The sequence below is a fragment of the Herbidospora sp. RD11066 genome (genome assembly GCF_054661255.1).
Map to the genome: position 1 here is coordinate 1,208,578 of NZ_BAAGDO010000001.1, position 20,888 is coordinate 1,229,465.

The window sequence follows — 20,888 nt, forward strand, 5'->3', positions numbered from 1 at the left end:
CTCGTCTTTCGTCTACCACGCATTGGCTTTACGGGCACAAGCGCGGCGGCGCGCGCCTTGCCTGACTGTATCCCCAGGTCAGGAAGGATCACCCCCCTTATGTTTCGACCTCACCGGCGGTCGCGGGCGTTACTCGCCCTGACCGCGCTCATGGTGACGATGGGCGTCGCGGCGCCCCAGAGTGCCCACGCGGCCGACATCCCGGCCTCGGACTATCAGCAAGTCGCGCTTGCCACCGGACCTGGCGAGCTCGGTGAGGCGATGTCCCTGGCAGTGCTGCCGAACCGCTCGGTGCTCCACACCGCGCGCGGCGGCCAGGTCCGGATCACCGACGTCAACGGCACCACCACCCTCGCCGGCACCCTCAACGTGTACACGCACGACGAGGAGGGCCTGCAGGGCGTCGCGGTCGACCCGGGCTTCGCCACGAACCGCTACATCTGGCTCTACTACTCGCCCCGCCTGAGCACCCCCGACGGCGACGCCCCGACCACCGGTGACCAGAACACCTGGAACACCTGGAAGGGCCAGTTCTACCTGTCGCGGTTCACCCTGAACACCAACAACACCCTCAACATGGCCAGTGAAGTGGTCGTGCTGCGGGTGGACAACGACCGTGGCCAGTGCTGCCACGCGGGTGGTGACATCGACTTCGACGCGGCCGGGAACCTCTACCTGACCACGGGCGACGACACCAACCCGTTCGAGTCGAACTCCTACACCCCGATCGACGAGCGGACCAACCGCAACCCGCAGTTCGACGCCCAGCGCTCCTCGGGCAACACCAACGACCTGCGCGGCAAGGTGCTGCGGATCAAGCCGGCGGCCAACGGGACGTACACGATCCCGTCGGGCAACCTCTTCGCACCGGGCACGGCCAACACCCGTCCCGAGATCTACGCGATGGGTCTGCGCAACCCGTTCCGGATGAGCGTCGACAAGGCGACCGGCATCGTCTACCTGGGCGACTACGGCCCGGACGCCGGCGGCGCCGACGCCAACCGCGGCCCCGGCGGCCAGGTCGAGTTCAACCGCATCACCTCGGCGGGCAACTACGGCTGGCCCTACTGCACCGGCAACAACACCACGGCCGAGACCTACAACGAGTACACGTTCCCGAGCGGCCCGTCGCAGGCGAAGTACAACTGCGCCACCGGCCCGACGAACAACTCGTTCCGCAACACCGGCCTCCAGACCCTGCCCGCGCCCCGGGCGGCCTGGATCCGCTACGGCGGAGAAGCGGGTTCCCCGCCGGAGTTCGGCGGCGGCTCGGAGTCCCCGATGGGCGGCCCCGTCTACCGTTACGACCCCAACAGCACCTCGACGGTCAAGTTCCCGCAGTCGCTCGACGGCCGGTTCTTCGCCGGTGAGTACGGCCGCCGCTGGATCAAAGCCATCGCCGTGACCAGCAGCGGCGGCGTGGGCGAGATCAGCGGCTTCCCGTGGACCGGCACCCAGGTCATGGACATGGCCTTCGGCCCCGACGGCGCCCTGTACGTCCTCGACTACGGCACCGGCTCGGGCAACCAGGCCCTCTACCGCATCGAGTACATCGGCGGCGCGAACCGCAACCCGGTCGCCAAGGCCGCGGCGACGCCGACCTCCGGCGTGGCCCCGCTCGCGGTGACCTTCTCCTCGGCGGGCTCGTCCGACCCCGAGGGCTCGGCGCTGACCTACTCGTGGGCGTTCGGCGACGGCACCACCTCCACGGCCGCCAACCCGAGCAAGACCTACACCGCCAACGGCACCTACAACGTGACCCTGACGGTCCGCGACAGTGGCAACCTGACGGGCACCGCGAACGTGACGATCACGGTCGGCAACACCGCCCCGACGGTCACCATGAACACCCCGCTCAGCGGCGGCCTGTTCAACTTCGGCGACACGATCCCGTACACCCTGTCGGTGAGCGACCCGCAGGACGGCACGATCGACTGCACCCGGGTGCGGTTCACCTACCTGCTCGGTCACGACAGCCACTCGCACCAGATCACGTCGAAGACCGGCTGCTCCGGCACGATCACCGTCCCGACCGACGGTGAGCACGACGCCGCCGCCAACATCTACGGCGTCTTCACCGCCGAGTACACCGACAACGGCGGCCTGACCACCACGGTCACCCGCACCCTCCAGCCGCGCCACCGCCAGGGCGAGCACTGGGGCGCCCAGAACGGCGTCCAGGTCGCCACGCACGCCGCGGCCGAAGGCGGCACCACGGTCGGCTTCGTCGACAACAACGACTGGATCTCCTTCACCCCGTACAACCTGACGGGCGCCACCTCCTTCGTGGCCCGGGTCTCCTCGGGCGGCGTCGGCGGCACCCTGGAAGTGCGCGCGGGCTCGGCGACCGGCACCCTGCTGGGCACCGCCACGGTGGCCAACACCGGGAGCTGGGACACCTTCACCAACGTCACGGCCAACCTGACCAACGTGCCGACCGCGTCGACCACGCTGTTCCTGGTCTTCAAGGGCGCCACCGGCCAGGGCAACCTGTTCGACCTCGACGCCTTCACCATCAACGGCGGCACCACCCAGCCGCCCGCCGGGACGATCGAGGGCGAGGCGTTCACGTCGAACTCCGGCGTGCAGACCGCGGCCCACGCGGCGGCGTCGGGCGGCCTGACCGTCGGCTACATCGACAGCGGCGACTGGGCCGGCTACTCGCAGGTGAGCACGTCCGGGAAGACCTCCTTCACGGCGCGCGTCTCCTCGGGCGGTCCGGGCGGCACGATCACCATCCGCTCGGGCTCGCAGACGGGCACGGTGCTCGGTACGGTCGCCGTCCCGAACACCGGCAGCTTCGACACCTTCGCCAACGTCTCGACGTCGATCACCAGTGGTTCGGGCGCGCTGTTCCTCACCTTCACCGGTGGCACCGGCTCGCTGTTCGACATCGACACCTTCTCGCTCGGCACCACGCCGCCGCCGACCACGACGGTCGAGGGTGAGGCCTACACCTCCACCTCGGGCGTGCAGCAGGCCGTGCACACCCCCGCCTCCGGCGGGCTGACGGCGGGGCACATCGAGAACGGCGACTGGGCGGCCTACAACCAGGTCACCGTGAACGGCGCCACCCGCATCACGGTCAAGTACTCCTCGGCCGGTCCCGGCGGCACCATCGAGGTGCGGGCGGGCTCGGCGACCGGCACGGTGCTCGGCACCCTGGCCATCCCGCCCACCGGCGGCTGGGAGACCTTCGCGACCGCCTCGGCCAACCTGACCGCGGGCTCGGCGACCGGCCAGGTCGTGCTCCGGTTCACCGGCGGCTCGGGCGCCCTGTTCGACGTCGACACCTTCACCATCCAGAAGTGAGGTGAGTCAATGAAGCGCTTAGTGATGGGCGCGGTCGCCGCGGCGGCCGTCGTCGCCTCCACGCTCGTGCCGACGGCGGCCAACGCCGCCGACCCGGCCTACCAGGTGCTCGTCTTCTCCAAGACGGCCGGCTTCCGGCACGACTCGATCCCGCAGGGCATCGCGGCGATCCAGTCGCTCGGCTCGGCGAACAACTTCACGGTGACCGCGACGGAGGACGCCAACGCGTTCACCGCCGGGAACCTGGCCAACTACAAGGCCGTGGTCTTCCTGAGCACCACGGGTGACGTGCTGAACGCCACCCAGCAGACCGCGTTCGAGAACTACATCAACGGCGGCGGCGGCTACGTGGGCGTCCACGCGGCGGCCGACACCGAGTACGACTGGGCCTACTACGGCAACCTGGTCGGCGCCTGGTTCCAGAGCCACCCGGCCATCCAGACGGCGACCGTCCGCACCGAGGACCGGGCCCACGCGGCCACGGCCCACCTCGGCGCGACCTGGTCGCGGTCGGACGAGTGGTACTCCTACCGCACCAACCCGCGCAACAGCGTCAAGGTCCTGCAGAACCTCGACGAGGGCAGTTACAGCGGCGGCGGGATGGGCGACCACCCGATCACCTGGTGCAAGACCGTCAGCAACGGCCGCAGCTTCTACACCGGGCTCGGCCACACCCAGGCGAGCTACAGCGAGGCCAACTTCCGGACCCTGCTGCTCGGCGGCATCCGGTACGCGGCCGGCTGGGCCAAGCAGGACTGCCGCGTGGAGACGGGCTACACCCCGATCTACAACGGCTCCACCACCGGCTGGTCGCAGGCGGGACCGGGCAGCTTCACCAACACCGACGCGACCCTCAAGTCGGTCGGCGGCATGGGCCTGCTCTGGTACTCGGCCAAGCAGTACGGCTCGTACTCGCTGAAGCTCGACTGGAAGATGGACGGAGACGACAACTCCGGCGTCTTCATCGGCTTCCCGTCGTCCACCGACCCCAACTCGGCGGTCAACAACGGCTACGAGATCCAGATCGACTCGACCGACACCTCGGACAAGACGACCGGATCGGTGTACGGCTTCAAGTCGGCCGACATCGCCGCCCGCGACGCCGCGCTCAACCCGCCGGGCACGTGGAACACCTACGAGCTCCTCGTCGAGGGCGAGCGGCTGCGGATCTACCTCAACGGCCGCCTGATCAACGACTTCACCAACACCGTGGCCGCCAGGTCCCTGGTGCAGGGCTACATCGGCCTGCAGAACCACGGCACCGGTGACGACGTGTCGTTCCGCAACGTCCGGATCAAGGAGCTGGGCGGCAACCCGCCGACGCAGCCCACGACGATCGAGGCCGAGACGTACACCTCGAACTCGGGCGTGCAGCCCGCCGGCCACACCACCGCCAGTGGTGGCACCACCGTCGGCTACATCGACAACGGCGACTGGGTCGGCTACGCCAACTTCTCCACCGCCGGGAAGAACAGCTTCTCCGCGCGGGTCTCCTCGGGCGGCCCCGGCGGCACCATCACGATCAGGGCGGGCTCCCAGACCGGCACGGTGCTGGGCACGGTCAACGTGCCGAACACCGGCAGCTGGGACACCTTCCAGACCGTCACGACGGCGCTGAACAGCAACGCCTCCGGCCCGCTGTTCCTCACCTTCACCGGCGGCTCGGGCGCCCTGCTCGACGTCGACACCATCACCCTGACCACCGGCACCACGCCGACCCAGACCACGGTCCAGGGCGAGGCGTTCACGTCGCAGTCGGGCATCCAGACGGCCGCCCACGGCCCCGCCGTCGGCGGGACCACGGCCGGCTTCATCGACAACGGTGACTGGGCCGGCTACAACCAGGTGACCGCCAACGGCGCCACCCGCATCACCGTCCGCTACTCCTCGGGCGGCCCGGGCGGCACCATCGAGGTCCGCGCGGGCTCCCAGACCGGCACCGTGATCGGCACCCTGTCGATCCCGAACACCGGCAGCTGGGACACCTTCCAGACCGTCTCCGCCAACCTCACGAGCTCCGCCTCCGGCGCGATCTTCCTGAGGTTCACCGGCGGCTCCGGTTCACTGTTCGACGTCGACCAGTTCGTCCTGGAGAAGTAACACCGGTTCTCCGAGAGAGCCCCGGGCGCCGCTCAGCGGCCCCGGGGCTTTTCGCTGCATCGCCGCCGTGGGCACAAGAGCCTTCCTTCTGTACGGCTCCGCCCACCCTGGGGCAGATCGATCGCCTGCCAGGTTCCACCGGCCGCATGAGAAAGGCCCCCGGGACCATCTCCCGGGGGCCTCACACGCCGGGCCTAGAAGCCGCAGAGTTCCGCGAGGGACTGGTCTTCGGTGGCCTGGTTGTTCGGGGTGGGGCTGAGCGTCGGCTTGGCCGCCCTCGGGGTCGGGGACGCCGGAGGGGTCGGGACCGGGCCGCTGCCGCTCGGGGAGGCGGTCACGCCCGCCTGGACGGGGGCCACGGAGCCGTTCGACTTGCGGATGGCCGTGGCGACCATCTTCTTGATCTTCTCCCAGTCGGCGCTGCCGGGCCAGATCTGCGGGGGCACGAACTGGGTGCTGGTGATCTTGGCGTCCTTGACCTTCATGCCCAGGCCCACCAGGTGCTCCAGCAGCGGGCGCGGGATGTCGGTGCGGAACAGCCGCTTCGCCGCCTGGACGATCTTCGTGAAGTTCTGCAGCACGACCGGGGGCGACGCCTGCTGGGCCAGGGCGCCGATCACGCAGCGCTGGCGGCCCATGCGGGAGAAGTCGTCGCTGCCGACGCGGGAGCGGCCGTACCAGAGGACCTGCTCGCCGTTCAGGACGCGCTTGCCGGCCGGGATGGTGCCCGCGGTGCCGAGGACGCCGCCGTACTTGATGTCGGTCTGTACGTTGATCTCCAGGCCGCCGATCGCGTCGACGAGGGCGGCGAAGCCGTACATGTCGACCATGGCGTAGTAGTCGACGTGGAGGCCGAGGGTGGTGCTGATGGCGTCCTTGAGGGCGGTCGGGCCGCGTACACCCAGATTGGGGTAGTCCTCGGCGTACTGCCAGACCTCGTTCAGCAGGCCGCCGTTGGGGAGGTCGGCGTGGAAGCCGAGGGGGAACTGCTTGTTCAGCGGGCTGTTCTTGCTGAAGTGGACGTGCTGGAGGTTGCGCGGCAGCGCGAACAGGATCGTGTTGCCGGTCTGCACGTTGACGCTGGCCACCTGCATCGAGTCGGTCCGCACGCCGGTCCGGTTGCCGGCGGCGTCACCGCCGATGAGCAGGAAGTTGATCCGCTTCTTGCCGTTCCACGGGTCCTCGGCCTTGACCGGCACGGCCGCCGGGCCGCCGGCGTCGGTCTCGGAGGGGAAGGCGTCGAGCAGGTCGCGCGCGGTGTTCACCGTGGTCGCCGCGAACGCGAACGGCGCCATGACCGCGACGCACAGCGCGCCCACCGCGACCCCCGACACGATCTGCCCCCGCTGGGGCAGCCGGTCGGGCTGCAGCGAGACGTAGGACATGAGCACCAGCGCGAACCACGCCAGCGCGAGCACGGCCGACCCGATCATGACGGTGTTCAGCGTGCTCTCGCGGACGATCGAGCCGACGTTCCCGAGGATCCCGATGCCGAACACGATCGCCGCGATGAGGATGAGGCCGAACGTGCCGAGGAAGATGAACCCGAGCTTGCGCCGCCCGCTGCGCAGGTGCGCGGCGCCCGGCACGATCGCCGACAGCGCCGTCCAGCCGATGATGGCGCCGGTCGAGAGCGACCGGCCGAACTTCGGGGCCGCGGCGCCACGGGGGCGCTGCGGCGGCAGGGGCGAGGGTGTGCGCGGCGGGCCCGGCCGGGTGATCTCGTCGTCGGCGACCTTCTGGTCGGCGGGGGAGCCCTGGACGGCAGGGGCGGGCATGAACTGCGGCTGACCGCCGTTCGGCGGGCCGCCCACGTGGACGCCCCCGTCCGCGCCGGTCACCGGCTGCGTGTCGAGCCGGCCGCCCGCGACCAGGCGTCCGGGCGAGGTCGGGTCGCCGGAGGTCGCGCCCGGTCCGGCGTTCTTGGGGACCGGGTCGGGCTGCGGTCCGGCGTTCTTCGGGATCGCGGCGAAGGATCCGGTCTGCGGCGGTACCGAAGGCTCGGACGGCTGCGCGTCCTCGTAGGTTTCGTCGGACGCCCCGCCGGGGAAGTCCTCGGAAGACTTCTGGGGGCGCTTCCGGGTGCGTCTTTGACGTGACTCGTCACCCGCGGCTCCCCCACGACGCATGGTCAACCGCTCCTCTGCTCGTTATGCCCCTGCGATGCCCAGGGATTCTAGCTCTCAAATCTGGACAACACTGAACACATCCGGAAAGAAGGCTTGTCTACCTAGATCGCGCCGATGGGCACCGCCCCCGCGCCGCACCGGTAGCCTGCCCCGCCCGGGGTTGAGATTGGCCAGTTCGTCACAGTTTTCACACTCGTCACGGATGTCGCACCATTCGTGCACTCCGGGTAATCGTCCGAGGTGATCTCTGCGATGTTCCGGATTCGGACGCCTCGTCTGCCCTAGCGTCTTTGGCATGAATCTGCAACAGCTCCGCTATGTGGTAGCCACCGCAGAGCACCGCACCATGACCGACGCCGCACGGTCCCTCTACATCGCGCAGCCCGCGTTATCCCGAGCCATCCGGGACCTCGAACGCGAGCTCGGGATGACGCTCTTCGCCCGGTCGGGGCGGGGAGTGGTGGTGACCGCGCAGGGGCGCCGGGTCGTCAAGCTCGCCCGGGAGGCGCTCGACGCCGTCCGGGAGATCGAGGCGCTGGCGACCCAGTCGCACACGTCGGGTGCGGAACTGCGCATCGCGTCGACGCCGAGTCTCGAACCGGGGCTCGCGGGTCGTCTGTTGCCCGCCTACGTGGCGGAGCATCCGGGGATCCGTGTCCACATCGTCCGTTGCGACGGGCGGGACAGCGTCGTCACCGCCGTCCGCGAACAGCGGGCCGACCTCGGCCTGACCGACCTTCCGGTGCCCACCGACCTGGTCAGTCACCCGCTGGAGCGGCAGGAGATCGTCCTGATCTCGCCGCCCGGCCTCGACCTGCCCGACCCGGTGCCGATGAGCAAGCTCAACGGCATGCGGCTGGTCCTGCCCGGTCCGGGCAGCCCGCGCCGCAGGGAGTTCGACCAGATCTTCAGCTCGTACGGTGTCCGACCCATCCCCGCGCTGGAGTCGGACGAGAGGGCCAAGTGGCTGCCCGCCGTACGCGAAGGACGGGCCTCGCTCCTCTGGTATCGCGGGATGGCCGAGCAGGCGGCCCGCGCCGGCCTGGTCGTGCGGTCGCTCGACCCGGCGCCCAGGAAGATCATCGCGATCGTGCACGCCCGCAAGAGGCTGCCCGCGACGGCGCTCGATTTCGTGACCCTGGCAGAGGGAGGATCCGCCGCTTAAAAGCTTGGACCGTTCCAAATCCGACATGTCGGATTGGTGGGCCGGCCCTGTGGGGGCACTTCTGGATCGGCCATTTCCCGAAGCACCACCGCAGTCCGGAGATCACGGTTGGGGCGCGGAGTAGGCTCGCTGACGATGTCTACTCTGCGCCTTCGCGGCCGTGTCTTCGGCCCCGGCGACCACGCGATCATGGCCGTGGTCAACCGAACGCCCGACTCCTTCTACGACCGGGGCGCGACCTACGGCTTCACCGCCGCCCTCGACGCCGCCTCCCGGCTGATCGAGGAGGGCGCCGACATCGTCGACATCGGCGGGGTGAAGGCGGGCCCCGGCGACGACGTGGACGTGGCGGAGGAGATCCGCAGGGTCGCCGACCTCGTGGCGGCCGTCCGCGACCGCCACGACGAGGTGATCATCAGCGTCGACACCTGGCGCGCCGAGGTCGGCGAGGTCGTCGCGGCGGCCGGGGCCGACCTGCTCAACGACACCTGGGGCGGCGTCGACCCCGGTCTGGCCGACGTCGCGGCCAAACACGGCATCGGCCTGGTCTGCGCCCACGCCGGCCGCGTGGCACCGCGCACCCGCCCCCACCGGATCGCCTACGACGACGTGGTGGGCGACGTGGTGGCGTACACGACCGATCTCGCGGAAAAGGCGCTCGCCGCGGGGGTGGCGCGGGACGCCATCCTGATCGACCCCGCCCACGACTTCGGCAAGAACACCTACCACTCCCTGGAGCTCAGCCGCCGCCTCGACGAGATGGTCGCGACCGGCTGGCCGGTCCTGGTGGCCGTCTCGAACAAGGACTTCGTCGGCGAGACCCTCGGCGGCCTCCCCGTCGACCAGAGGCACGCGGGGACCCTCGCCACCCTGGCGATCTCGGCGGTGCAGGGCGCCCGGGTGTTCCGCGTCCACGACGCCGCCTCGGCCCGGAAGGTCCTCGACGTCGTCAGCCGTATATCACCGACAGGAACCTGATCAGGATCGTCTCGCGGGTCGCCGCAGGGAGCGCGTCGAGCACCGCGTTGACGGCCGCCATCTCCGGCTGGTCGCGGGAGGTCAGGTCGATGCCGACCGAGGCGGCCAGCTCCACGAAGGTGGGGTCGTCGAGCTCGTCGAGGTTCAGCGAGGCGATCAGCTCGGGCAGGCCCTCGGGGACGACCGCCGGGCCTTTCTCCCGGGCGGCCCGCGCCGATTCGGCGATGACGGCGAGCATGGCGTCGACCCGGTCGAGGGTCACGCCGGTGACGGTGATGTGGATGTTGGCGGGGATGCCCGCGTAGGAGAGCTGCGGCTGGAGGAACCAGCCACGCTTGCGCGCCTCGTCGGCGAGGACGAACACGTCGACCTCGGGCGAGCCAGCGATGGCGACCAGGGCGGCCTGGGGGTCGCCGAGCACGCGCAGGCCGGGGATCTTCGCGGCGCCTTCGGCGATCCGGCGGGTGGCCTCCAGGGTCGTGCGGCCCAGTTCGAGGTAGCCCTCGCGGCCCAGGGCGTGGAGGGTGCCCCAGGCGCCGCCGAGCGGGCCGGCCGAGCGGGAGCTCTGCACGGTGGCGTTGATGATCGTGTAGCCGGGCCAGGCGGCCGAGGCGAAATAGGCCTTCCGGCGCAGCGCGGCGTCCTTGAACAGCAGCACGGAGGCGCCCTTGGGGGCGTACCCGAACTTGTGCAGGTCGCACGAGATCGAGGTGACGCCCGGCACCGACAGGTCGAACGGCGGCACCGCCGCCCCCGCCTCGCGCAGCCACGGCAGCAGCCAGCCGCCCACGCACGCGTCGACGTGGCAGGGGATGTTCCGGCCCGCCGCGATCGCCGCGACCTCCTCGACGGGGTCGATCACGCCCTGCGGATAGGAGGGCGCCGAGACCACGACCAGGACCGTCTGAGGCGTGATCGCCGCCTCCATCTTCGCCGGGTCGACGGCGAAGGTGTCGAGCTCCACCGGTACGGCCACCACCTCGACCCCGAGGTAGTGCGCGGCCTTGTGGAAGGCGGGGTGCGCGGTGACCGGGACGACCATCTGGGGCCGCTCCACCTGAGCGGCGTCGCGGGCCGCCTTGACCGCCAGCATGATCGACTCGGTGCCGCCGCTGGTGAAGATCCCCGGCGCGCCGGGCTGCCCGAGTTCGGCGGCCACGGCGCCGACGACGTCCTTCTCCAGGGCGACCATGCTCGGGAACGCCGTCGGGTCGAGCATGTTCACCTCGAGCATGCCCGCGTAGACGGCGGCGCCGGCCTCGTGCACCTCGGGGCGGCCGGTGTCGTACACATAGGCGGTGACCTGTCCGCCCCGGACGGGGAGATCGGCCTCCTGGGCCGTGGCCAGCCGGGCGAGCAGTTCCTCGGCGGTCGCGCCGTGATGGGGGAGCATCGCGACATTTTATGTAAATCACACGGGGATTGCGGTAGACGGGTTGTTCGTTCCGAAGACAGAGGGGATCTGTTCCATGCGCATGGCAGCTTTCGTTGCCGGCCTCTTAGCCGTACTGGTGGCGGCACCGCCCGCCCTCGCCTCGACGGCACCGAAATATCCGACCTCGTTCTCCCTGCCCGACGGATTCCAGCCCGAGGGGATCGCCATCGACGAGGGGCGGTCGGCCTACTTCGGGTCGCGCGCCACCGGGGCGATCTTCAAGGTCGACCTGCGTTCGGGGAAGGGCAGGGTCCTCAACGAGGGTCCCGGCACGCCGTCCCTCGGCCTGAAGGTCAAGCGGAACCGGCTGTTCGTCGCGGGCGGCACCGGTGGCAACGCCCGCGTGCTCGACGCGCGGACCGGCAAGGTGCTCAAGAGCTACACCCTCGCGACCGGCACCTCGTTCGTGAACGACGTCGTGCTGACCCGTGACGCCGCCTACTTCACCGACTCGGCCAACCCGTTCCTCTACAAGCTCGACCTCCGCCGGTGGGGCCGCCTGCCGGCCGAGGCCGAGAAGATCCCGCTGACCGGCGACCTCGTCTACACGACCGGGAACAACGCCAACGGGATCGCGCAGACGCCCGACGGCAAGGCGCTGCTGGTGGTCCAGTCGAACACCGGGAAGCTGTTCCGGGTCGACAAGAAGACCGGCGTGACCAAGCAGGTCGACCTCGGCACCGAACTGCTCACCAACGGCGACGGTCTGCTCCTCGAAGGACGCAGGCTCATCGTCGTCCAGAACCGCCTGAACACGGTGACGTGGGTGGCGCTCGACCGGCACGCCACGAAGGGCACGATCGCCAAGAAGGTGACCGACCCGAGCTTCGACGTGCCGACCACGGTCGCGGCGTTCAAGGACCGGCTCTACCTCCCCAACGCCCGCTTCACGACCCCCGCGACCCCGACGACGACGTACAACGTGGTGTCGCTGGAGCGTTGATTCCAGGCACGATGGGGTGATGGCCACTGATGCAGCCACGGCCGTCTGCGACTGGGAGGACGACCTCCGCCGCGCGGGCCGGGCCGCCCCCGTCGAGCTCTCGGTGATGTTCCGCGTGGGCGCGCCGGCACTGGCCCTGGCCTTCACGGCCGGGGCGGTGCTGGCCGCCGCGCTCGCCCCCCAGCCCCGGATCGTCGGGATCGTGCTGGTGCTGGTGTCGGCGGTCCCGTGGGGGCGCTGGCTCGTGAAGGGGGACGACGGGCCGACCTGGTGGTTCGCGGTGGCGGTGCTGGCGCCGTTGGGCGCGGCCGCGCTGACCGGGCTGGACAGTCCGGTCGCGGCGCTGATGGCGCTGGCGGTCGGGCTGCTGCTGGTGGCGCTGAACATCGGCTTCGCACCGGTGCCCCTGGCCGCCGGGGTGACCTTCGCGACCTATCTGGCCACGCTCGCCGTGCTGGCGGGCGCGCCGCCGGTCGTTCTCGTGGCCGCGCATCTCGGGTTCGCGCTCACGCTCGCCGCCGCCTACGCGGTGCGGGTCAGCCACACCTCCAGCCGTCTCGTCGCGCAGGCCCTGGAGGCGCTGGCCCTCCAGCGGGCCGCCGACCAGCGGCGGATCATGGCCCAGGACGTCCACGACGTGGTCGGGCACACCCTCGCCGTCACGATGCTGCACCTCACGGCGGCCCGGATGGCGATCAAGCGCTCCGCCTCCGCGGAGGCCCTGGAAGCGCTCGAAGAGGCCGAGCGTCATGGGCGGGCGAGTTTGGCCGATCTGCGGCGGCTGGTGAAGGTGCTGCGGTCGGGTGAAGAGCCGTCGACCGCACCCCAGCCGGGCCTCGCCGACGTCGAGGCGCTCGTCGAGAGCTTCCGCGCCGCCGGTTCTCCGGTGGAGTTCCTGCTGTCCGTGGACGGGGTGGCGGTGGTGAACCCGGGGGCGGAACTGGCGGCGTACCGGATCGTTCAGGAGGCGCTGGCCAACGCGGTCCGGCACGGAACCGGGGCGGCCAGGGTGGCGCTGACGGTGGCGGCCGGGGAGCTCCGCCTGGAGATCGGCAACCCTCCCGGCCCGGCGCGCGACAACGGGTCGGGGAGCGGGCTGGCCGGGATGCGCGAACGGGCCTCCGCCGCCGGAGGCGAATGCGACGCGGGGATCCGCGACGGGGAGTGGGTCGTGTCGGCGAGGATTCCCGCATGATCACCGTGCTGCTGGTCGACGACCAGCCCTTGGTCCGCGCCGGTCTCCGCCGCATCCTCGAACCCGAGGGGACCTTCACGATCGCGGGGGAGTGCGACGACGGCGACCAGGTCGTGGACGCCGTGGCCCGCTGGAAACCCGACGTCGTCGTGATGGACATCCGCATGCGCCGGGTCGACGGCGCCGAGGCGACCCGGCGGCTGTCGGGCGCGGTCCCGGTGCTGATCCTGACGACCTTCGACGACGACGACACCGTGGCGGCCGCCCTCGGCGCCGGGGCGGCGGGGTTCATCCTCAAGGACGCGCCGGGGGAGGACATCGTCCGGGCCGTCACGATGGTCGCCGAGGGCGGGTCGTGGCTTGACCCCCAGGTGGCGGGGCCGGTGCTGACGGCCTTCCGGCGGGTGGCTCTTAAAGAGAAGCGGGGCCGGTCGGAGGCGGCGCGGCTGACCCAGCGGGAACGGGATGTGCTGATCCAGATCGCGCGGGGCGCCACCAACGCGGAGACGGCGGCGGCGCTGCACATCTCCGAGGCGACGGTGAAGACCCACCTGGGCAACATCCTGACCAAACTCGACCTGAGGGACAGACCGGCCGCGATCGTGTACGCCCACGACCACGGCCTGGCCTGATTAATCGCCCAAATATTCCACCAGGCACTAAAGCGGACTCTGCTTAATGAATCGGCTGTCTCTTATTGAGTAGTTCGAATATTGCGCAATGACCATGGTGTCACGATTGAGCTACGGGTTTGCGACTGCGTTTCCTCGGGGAGTCCTGCACCGATGAGGATGGCTTTCCAGGGAGTGACGGATGAACTGGAATGCCATCGGGAAGCTGTGTGTTCTCCTGCTGCCGTTCGTGGCCGCTGCCGCATCTGCTGCTCCGGCGCCGACCACCGCGCGGGAGAGCCGTTCCCATCCGGTTCTGGTCTCTTTGTGGTCGAAGAAATCGACCAGCCGACCGGCCTCTATACAGCGGGCGGGGAACGTTCTGCTACTGGGTGGTGGTAAGAAGATCGAAGCGCTCGATGTGCGGACCGGTGAGACGCTTTGGGAACGCGACGATGTCCTATCCGCCGACGATATCGGCTCGATCGATTCGCTGGCCGCATCGGGTTCCATCGGAGTGGCCGCCTTCTCGTTCGAACGGGAAAGCGGAGGTGCCGATATTACGATGCTCGACGTGTTCGACATAAGAACGGGTGACAACCTCTGGAAGAGCGGTTCGGGATTCGAAGGGCGGCCTGACCATTTCGATGTGCCGGGCATCGCTCACGGAGCGGTTTATCTTCGAATGTCCGAGCGGGGGGAGATCGTCTCTCTCGACCAGCAGACCAGCCGTACGCGATGGCGTTCCCCGGCACCCCCCGGATGTGGTGTCGACGTGGTACGCGTGCACACGCGGAAGATTTTCGCCCTCGGATCGTGCCAGGTGGGTCGCGGCGCCGTCTGGGCGGTCTCCCCGGTTACCGGTCGCATCGTCTGGCGCCACGACCTGACCGCCACTTTCGATGACCTCGCGGTCCGTGGTGACGTGCTCCAGGTCTCGTCGAAAGAAGCTCTCGTGGTCCTCGACCTGGACGGCGGGCCGGTCCATCGCCAGCAGCTCATCGACGAGGTCATCGAGTTCTACGACGCCCACACGATGGCGTTGGAGGTCGATGGCGGGTCCATCGACCTGATCGACCGCCGAACCGGACAGGTCACCGACAGCCTGCCGAGTGCGAAGTTCGACTCGCCTGACTCCGGCCCCTACTTCTTCGGCCCGGTGACCGAAGAGGACTGGGGGTCGCTGCTCTATTGGGTCGATGGGGCCGGTCGTGCACGTCCCATGGCCTGGTTCGCTCCGCCGGAGGAGCCGGACAGCATCGCCGACGATCTGGTCGTGTCGGCGGGAGCGGAAACGCTGACCGTGTACGAGATACGCGATGCAACGTCCCAAGCTCAGGAGGCGGCGGCGAGAGGCGGTGTGCCGTCGGAGCGGTGGCCCGATGCATGCTCGCTCCTGCCCGATGAGGTCGGCGGCGTCCGATACGAACGCTCCCCGTATCCGGGCAATCCCGCTCTGGGCCTGCCGGTGGCGACTCGCTGTCATGCCGATCCCGTCGAAGGCGACGGCCCGACGATCCAGATCGAAGTCATCAGGGAGCTCGCGTCGGAACCGGACGCGCGCCTGCTCTTCTCCACCGTCCACCCCTACGACGAAGAACTGACGCCGGATCTGGCCGATCAGGCGATCGCCGCCCACGACCCGGATCTCATCACGTTCCGCAGTGGATCCACTCTCCTGAGGGTGCTAGCCGAGGGTGATCCGGAGCTGGCCCGGCAACTGGTACGCCATGCCCACCGGACCCTGACCGGAGAGCGGTGAGATGACGTCACCCCAGCAGGAGACGCCGCAGCAGGAGACCGGGGCGGCCGAACCCAAGAAAGGCGTCCTCCGCCGGATGGGCACGTGGTGGTTCACCACCCTGGCCGCCGGTATCGCCGCACTGGTGGCATCGGTGATCGGAGGCGGCTGGGCCTGGGTGAGTGACACCGCCAACGACGTTGCCGGGCAGCCGCCCTTACGGGTCGTCGTGGACGAGCCCTTCTGGGGCAACGACCTCGTGGCCCTGCCCGGTGTGCTGAAACGCGGGCCCGACCACGCGCTTCTCCTGCGCGGTCCGTCTCCCGCGGAGATGGACGGCCTCCTGCAGCGGCAGCAGGCCCATCGGGTGAAGGAGGTGGAGGTCACCGTCGTGGTGCAGGGTCTGCGGAGCAAGCCGGTCCGCATCATCGACGTGCGCCCCCACGTGATCACGTCTTCGCCGATCGTCCGCGGCACCTGTCTGCGCACGCTGCCGCCCCAAGGCGAGCCCAACCACTTCCTGGTCAAGGCGAACCTCGACGATTTCCACCCGCCCGCCGGACGGAGCCTCTTCCTCAAGAACAGCGTCGATCTCCGGCAGGACGAGCGGCTGACCGTCGAGTTGACGGTGAGCGCGACGCGCCGTGCCCATGACTGGGAGATCGAAGTCCTTTTCGACTACGGCGCGGATTCCGGGCTCCAACGCATCCGCGCGAGGCCGAACGGGGGCCGGCCGCTGCGCATCACCGGGATGGCGAAGACATACGACGTCTCCTACGTTCCGGCCAACCTCTACTCCAGCTACCGCAAAGCCGACGGGAAGCGAACATGCGCGTTGTGAGATCCCTGGCGCTCGCCGCGTTACTGCTGTCAGGGGTCGCCCTGGACGGAAAGGAGACACCACCACCCGGTTCCCGCTGGTCGGTCGAGGTTCCCGGGGTGCTCGACTTCCTCCCGGCCGGGCATGACCCGGACATGTTCATCGTGCGCGCGGACAACGCCGTCACGATGGTCGACGGGAGGACGGGGCGGGTCGGCTGGGAGAGACGAGACCTCGGGAGCGTGTGGTCGTGGGGGGTGTTCACGAGCGTCGTCATCGTGCAGACCCGTGTGCGGGGAGGCCCGCGGCAGGCCACCACGCTTCGTGGACTGGATCTCCGTTCGGGGAGGCTTCTGTGGACCAGATCGGTCGGTGAGAACGAGGACGCTTCTCTCAGCCTCGTCGATTCGCGGACATTGCTGATCTGGGATTCGCTCAGGCGGGAGCTCTCGGGGGTGGACACCGAGTCCGGGGCGGTTCTCTGGCGGCGGATCGACTGTCCGGACTGCACCCTCGAGGACGTCCACGTGACCGAGGACATCGCCGCGGCACTGCTGAACGACGGGACATCCTTGATCCTGCGGGTCTTCGATCCGGTGACGGGAGCTCTCCAATTCATCCGGAGGTTTCCTCTTCTTGAGAGCGCTTACCTTTTGAGGTGGGACGCGACGGAGGGCGTCGTGGGCGGGCGGACGGCGATCGCCGTCCGTGACAGTGTCGGAATCTTCTTTCTCGACGCGGCCGGTTCGCTGGTTCACGAGGACCGGAACTGCGACTACCGCTGCCGGTTCGAGGCGCATGGCCGGCATGTCGTCTTCTTGCGGGATGGCCATGTTCTGGAAGGAGTCGATCTTGGTTCGGGCCGGGTGACGTGGAGGCGCAGGCTCTCCGGGCAGCCCTGGTCGCTCACCAGGGTGGCCGCCGGGGTGATGGTCCAGCACTCTTACTATCCGTTCGGTGCCGAAGTGGTACGCCCTGCCGACGGACACGTCGTCGACAGGGTGGACGTCCCCGCCGTCGGCCACCCCGTGGTGGACGCGGACGGTCGGCTCTATCTGGTGACGCGTCGGCAGCTTCCCATCTGGGGCGCGGCCGTCTCCTGGGTGGGGTCGGTCGGCGACCGCCGACAGATGCGTCCTCCGCCCGACGGGTGCCGGATCAGGTTTCTCCCGGGGTTCTCGCCCGTCACGCCCCAACCCTTCAGAAAGCCCTCCGCGTGCGTGCTCGCCGACGCGTCCGGCCGTCGCCTCGGAGTGAACGTCATCGCGGCCGGAGACCACGACCGGGCGGCAGGCCTCTTCGCGTGGCACGAGGACGCCGACATCGGCATACCGCTCCCAGGCGTGGGTGATGAGGCCTTCGCCGATCGCCGGCGACCTCGCCTGATCGTGGCGCGGCGCGGCGGATGGCTGGTGGAGTTCCACGCGGCGCAGGAGGGCGTCGATCTCGTGGATCTGGCGAGACGGACACTGGCCGGGCTGGTCGAGATCCCCCCGCCCGCGGAGAGCGCTGCCGGTGAGGCCCATCCGGTGGGAAGGACCGTCCTCTACCGGCGGGAGTCCGAGGGGGTGGCGGCGTTCGCCGTCGACGGTGAGGGGCTGTTCCGCTGGTCGTCCGGAGTCTTCGAACGCGTTTCGGCGTTCTCCGGCACGCTGTCGGCCGAGGGTCGCTGGGAACTGAGCCTTGGTTCCGGCTCGGTGATCGAGTTCACCGACCATCATGCGGAGGCCTCGTTCTCCCTGCGGGTGGTTCCACGCGGGGAGCGGCTAACCGCGCCGATGTGGGCGGCGGACGGCCGGGTCCTGCTCACGGTCGTCGACACCGAGGATGAGGAACGCACGCTGGGATTCGTGGTGGCGGATCCCTCGCGGCGGCTGGCGCGCTATGTCGACGCTGCTTTCGACGATTCCATCGATGGCGGCGGATTTGTCTGGAAGAACCGGGACGAGGTCGTGGGCTTGTCGATAGACCTCGTCGACGGTGAGTACATACCGAAGCTGTACACCTTCGGCATGGACGGGAAGGTGAAGGGGTCGGTGGTGACCCTCGATCACCGGCTCATCCCCGGCCGGGCCGACGCTCTCTCGCCGTCCGGACTGTTCCTCGCGGCTCGCTGCGCCGATGCGTCCTACGAGATGTGTGTGCTGGATGTCCGCTCGGGACGTCGTGTCGCGTCGTTGCCGTATGACCCCGGAGACTTCGGCGGCTGGTACGACGACGATCGTGTGATCGACTGGGGAAGCGACGACTACGAATGGGGCCCCAGGCCTCGAACGGCACGTCTCATCGACCTCTCCGGACTGCCCAGTGAACCGGTGGCCTTCGGCGACGGCGGTGGTGACATCTTTCCGATGAACTACCTCGTGTTCGACCGTCCCGATCGATAGCCGGGTCACACCGGCAGCCGGACCGTCGCCTTCAGACCCGGCTCCGCGTCGTCCAGCGTGATCGTCCCGCCGTGGGCCTCGACGATCTCGCGGGCAATGGCCAACCCCAGCCCCGACCCGCCGTCGTCGCGGGCCCGTGCCGAGTCGAGCCGGGTGAACCGGGCGAACACCCGCTCCCGATCCTCCTCCGGGATGCCGGGCCCGTCGTCGGTGACGGTGATGACCGCCCACGGCCCGGCCTTCCAGAGGCCCACGCCGACCTTGTCGTGCGCGTGCCGGACCGCGTTGTCGATCAGGTTGACCAGGACCCGCCCCAGATCCATCTCCGCCCCCACCGCCACGACGGCCTCGGCCGGAATGTCCGCGTCGAGGCCATAGCGGGCGGCGGTCCGCGTCACGAGCCGCCCCAGTTCGACAGGTTCGTGCCGTAGCGCCCGGCCCTCGTCGAGCCGGGCCAGCGCCAGCAGGTCTTCGGCCAGCTTGGAGAGGCGCAGCGTGTCCTCCAGCACCCCCTCCGCCGTCTCGCGCCAGTCCTGCCCATCAGGGTGGCTCAGCGCCACTTCGAGTTGGAGGCGCATGCTCGCGAGCGGGCTCCGCAGTTCGTGCGCGGCGTCGCTCACCAACGCCCGCTGCCGGGACCCGGCCTCCTCCAGGCGGGCCAGCATGTCGTTCAGGGTCATCGCCAGCGAGTGCACCTCGTCGTTGGCCTCCGGCACCGGCAGCCGCCGCGACGGCGACGACCCGGTGATCTCGGTCGCGCCGCGCCTCAGGGCCCCGATGGGGCTCAACGTCCGGCCGATGATCACCCACGACGCCCCCGCCAGCAGGACCAGGAGCAGCGGCGTGCCCAGCAGCAGCACATGGCCCGTCGCCTTCAGGGAGCGTTCGATCTCGGTGAAGGAGCGGGCCGTCAGCACGGTCACCCCGTGGTCGGCGCTCATCACGGTGATCCGCAGGACGGCGGGGATGCCGTAGGGGCGTCCGTCCAGGAACTGGGGTTTGCCCGAGTCGGCGGCGGCCCTCCGCGCGCCCGACGGCAGCAGCGGGACCAGCCGGTCGGTCGACGGCGTGGCCGCGGTGATGCGGCCGTTCGCGTCGATGACCTGCACGATCGTCGCCTTCGTCGGGACGATCTCCCCGTCGAGCCGCCCCGCGTCCGACAGCGCCACGATCTCGCGGGCCCGGGAGGTCACCTCGTCGTCGATCGTGTTGATCAGCGACCGGCCCAGCACGTTCACGAACACCCACGCCGCGACGCCGAGGCCGAGGCCGAGGGCGGCGGTGGCCACGACGGTCAGCCGGACCCGCAGGCTGCGCCGCCGCCACCAGCGGAACGGGTTAGCCGCCATCGCTGGCCAGCCGGTATCCCGCGCCCCGCACCGTCTGCACGGCGCCCCGGCCGAAGGGCGCGTCGATCTTGCGGCGGAGGTAGCCGACGTACACCTCGACGACGTTGGGGTCGGTGTCGTAGGTGTCCCACACGTGCTCCAGGATCTCGGCCTTGGAGACGACCTCGTCGGGATGGCGCAGCAGGAACTCCAGCAGGGCGAACTCGCGGGGGGTGAGGTCGATCGTCTTCTCCCCGCGCCGCACCAGGCGCCTGGCCGGGTCGAGGGTCAGGTCGCCGGCCCGCAGGACCGAGGGGCGCCGCCCGCCGCCGCGCCGCAGCAGGGCCCGCAGCCGGGCGACCAGGACCACGTAGGAGAACGGCTTCGTGAGGTAGTCGTCGGCGCCGAGGTCGAGGCCGTCGGCCATGTCGTATTCGCCGTCCTTGGCCGACAGCATCAGGACCGGCACCCAGTTCTCCGCCTCCCGGAGGCGTTTGCACACGTTGTAGCCCGACAGGCGGGGCAGCATGATGTCGAGCACGACGATGTCGTACTCCCCGGTCGAGGCCAGGTGGAGGCCCTCCTCGCCGTCGTGGGCCAGGTCCACGGCGAAACCCTCGGCGCGCAGACCCCGTTGCAGGGCCGCCGCCATCCTTCGTTCGTCCTCCACCACCAGAACGCGCATTTCCCCATTTTGCGGGTTCTGACCTGTGCTCATGCTGAGAGTGGTCTCAGGGCGTCTCA

14 protein-coding genes are annotated in these 20,888 nt (G+C 69.7%); 10 read left to right on the forward strand and 4 right to left on the reverse strand.

Annotation, left to right across the window (positions count from 1 at the left end; all coding sequences use genetic code 11):
• Nucleotides 1–99 precede the first annotated feature (99 nt).
• Together ACYQ78_RS05440 and ACYQ78_RS05445 are read left to right on the forward strand one after the other, a co-directional pair.
• On the forward strand, nt 100–3,312 hold the full coding sequence (locus ACYQ78_RS05440) for a carbohydrate-binding protein (RefSeq protein ID WP_459799555.1): 3,213 nt from the start codon (nt 100–102) through the stop codon (nt 3,310–3,312).
• Between the two features lie 9 nt (nt 3,313–3,321).
• A complete protein-coding gene (locus ACYQ78_RS05445; RefSeq protein ID WP_459799556.1) occupies nt 3,322–5,412 on the forward strand; it encodes a ThuA domain-containing protein in 2,091 nt (696 codons plus the stop codon).
• A gap of 194 nt (nt 5,413–5,606) precedes the next feature.
• Here ACYQ78_RS05445 and ACYQ78_RS05450 read toward each other — a convergent pair whose 3' ends face one another.
• Entirely contained in the window at nt 5,607–7,541 is a 1,935-nt protein-coding gene (locus ACYQ78_RS05450; protein WP_459799557.1) for an LCP family protein, read from the reverse strand.
• 295 nt (nt 7,542–7,836) lie between these two features.
• On the opposite strand from ACYQ78_RS05450, the gene ACYQ78_RS05455 reads away from it, so the two are divergent.
• Both ACYQ78_RS05455 and folP read left to right on the forward strand, forming a co-directional pair.
• Entirely contained in the window at nt 7,837–8,706 is an 870-nt protein-coding gene (locus tag ACYQ78_RS05455) for a LysR family transcriptional regulator (protein ID WP_459799558.1), read from the forward strand.
• 135 nt (nt 8,707–8,841) lie between these two features.
• Nucleotides 8,842–9,684, forward strand: coding sequence for a dihydropteroate synthase (gene folP, locus ACYQ78_RS05460; RefSeq protein WP_459799559.1), 843 nt, complete (start codon nt 8,842–8,844; stop codon nt 9,682–9,684).
• Here the strand turns inward: folP and ACYQ78_RS05465 are convergent.
• Entirely contained in the window at nt 9,656–11,077 is a 1,422-nt protein-coding gene (locus tag ACYQ78_RS05465; protein ID WP_459799560.1) for a pyridoxal phosphate-dependent decarboxylase family protein, read from the reverse strand. The genes folP and ACYQ78_RS05465 overlap by 29 nt on opposite strands.
• An 82-nt stretch (nt 11,078–11,159) precedes the next feature.
• On the opposite strand from ACYQ78_RS05465, the gene ACYQ78_RS05470 reads away from it, so the two are divergent.
• The 6 genes from ACYQ78_RS05470 (at nt 11,160) to ACYQ78_RS05495 (ending at nt 18,816) form a co-directional block, all read left to right on the forward strand.
• Complete coding sequence (locus ACYQ78_RS05470; protein ID WP_459799561.1) at nt 11,160–12,062, forward strand: NHL repeat-containing protein; 903 nt, start codon at nt 11,160–11,162, stop codon at nt 12,060–12,062.
• A gap of 19 nt (nt 12,063–12,081) precedes the next feature.
• Nucleotides 12,082–13,257, forward strand: a complete 1,176-nt coding sequence (locus ACYQ78_RS05475) for a sensor histidine kinase (RefSeq protein WP_459799562.1) — start codon at nt 12,082–12,084, stop codon at nt 13,255–13,257.
• Complete coding sequence (locus ACYQ78_RS05480) at nt 13,254–13,889, forward strand: response regulator transcription factor (RefSeq protein ID WP_459799563.1); 636 nt, start codon at nt 13,254–13,256, stop codon at nt 13,887–13,889. The genes ACYQ78_RS05475 and ACYQ78_RS05480 overlap by 4 nt, the downstream gene beginning before the upstream one ends.
• Nucleotides 13,890–14,070: 181 nt before the next feature.
• On the forward strand, nt 14,071–15,630 hold the full coding sequence (locus ACYQ78_RS05485) for an outer membrane protein assembly factor BamB family protein (RefSeq protein ID WP_459799564.1): 1,560 nt from the start codon (nt 14,071–14,073) through the stop codon (nt 15,628–15,630).
• Between the two features lies 1 nt (nt 15,631).
• Nucleotides 15,632–16,450: a hypothetical protein gene (locus tag ACYQ78_RS05490; protein ID WP_459799565.1), complete on the forward strand. Its 819-nt coding sequence runs from the start codon at nt 15,632–15,634 to the stop codon at nt 16,448–16,450.
• Nucleotides 16,438–18,816: an outer membrane protein assembly factor BamB family protein gene (locus ACYQ78_RS05495; RefSeq protein WP_459799566.1), complete on the forward strand. Its 2,379-nt coding sequence runs from the start codon at nt 16,438–16,440 to the stop codon at nt 18,814–18,816. The genes ACYQ78_RS05490 and ACYQ78_RS05495 overlap by 13 nt, the downstream gene beginning before the upstream one ends.
• A gap of 5 nt (nt 18,817–18,821) precedes the next feature.
• On the opposite strand, the gene ACYQ78_RS05500 is transcribed toward ACYQ78_RS05495, so the two are convergent.
• The gene (locus ACYQ78_RS05500; RefSeq protein WP_459799567.1) at nt 18,822–20,165 is read right to left on the reverse strand and encodes a sensor histidine kinase; all 1,344 of its coding nucleotides are present in this window, start codon (nt 20,163–20,165) and stop codon (nt 18,822–18,824) included.
• Entirely contained in the window at nt 20,155–20,829 is a 675-nt protein-coding gene (locus ACYQ78_RS05505; RefSeq protein WP_459799568.1) for a response regulator transcription factor, read from the reverse strand. The genes ACYQ78_RS05500 and ACYQ78_RS05505 overlap by 11 nt, the downstream gene beginning before the upstream one ends.
• Nucleotides 20,830–20,888: the final 59 nt, after the last annotated feature.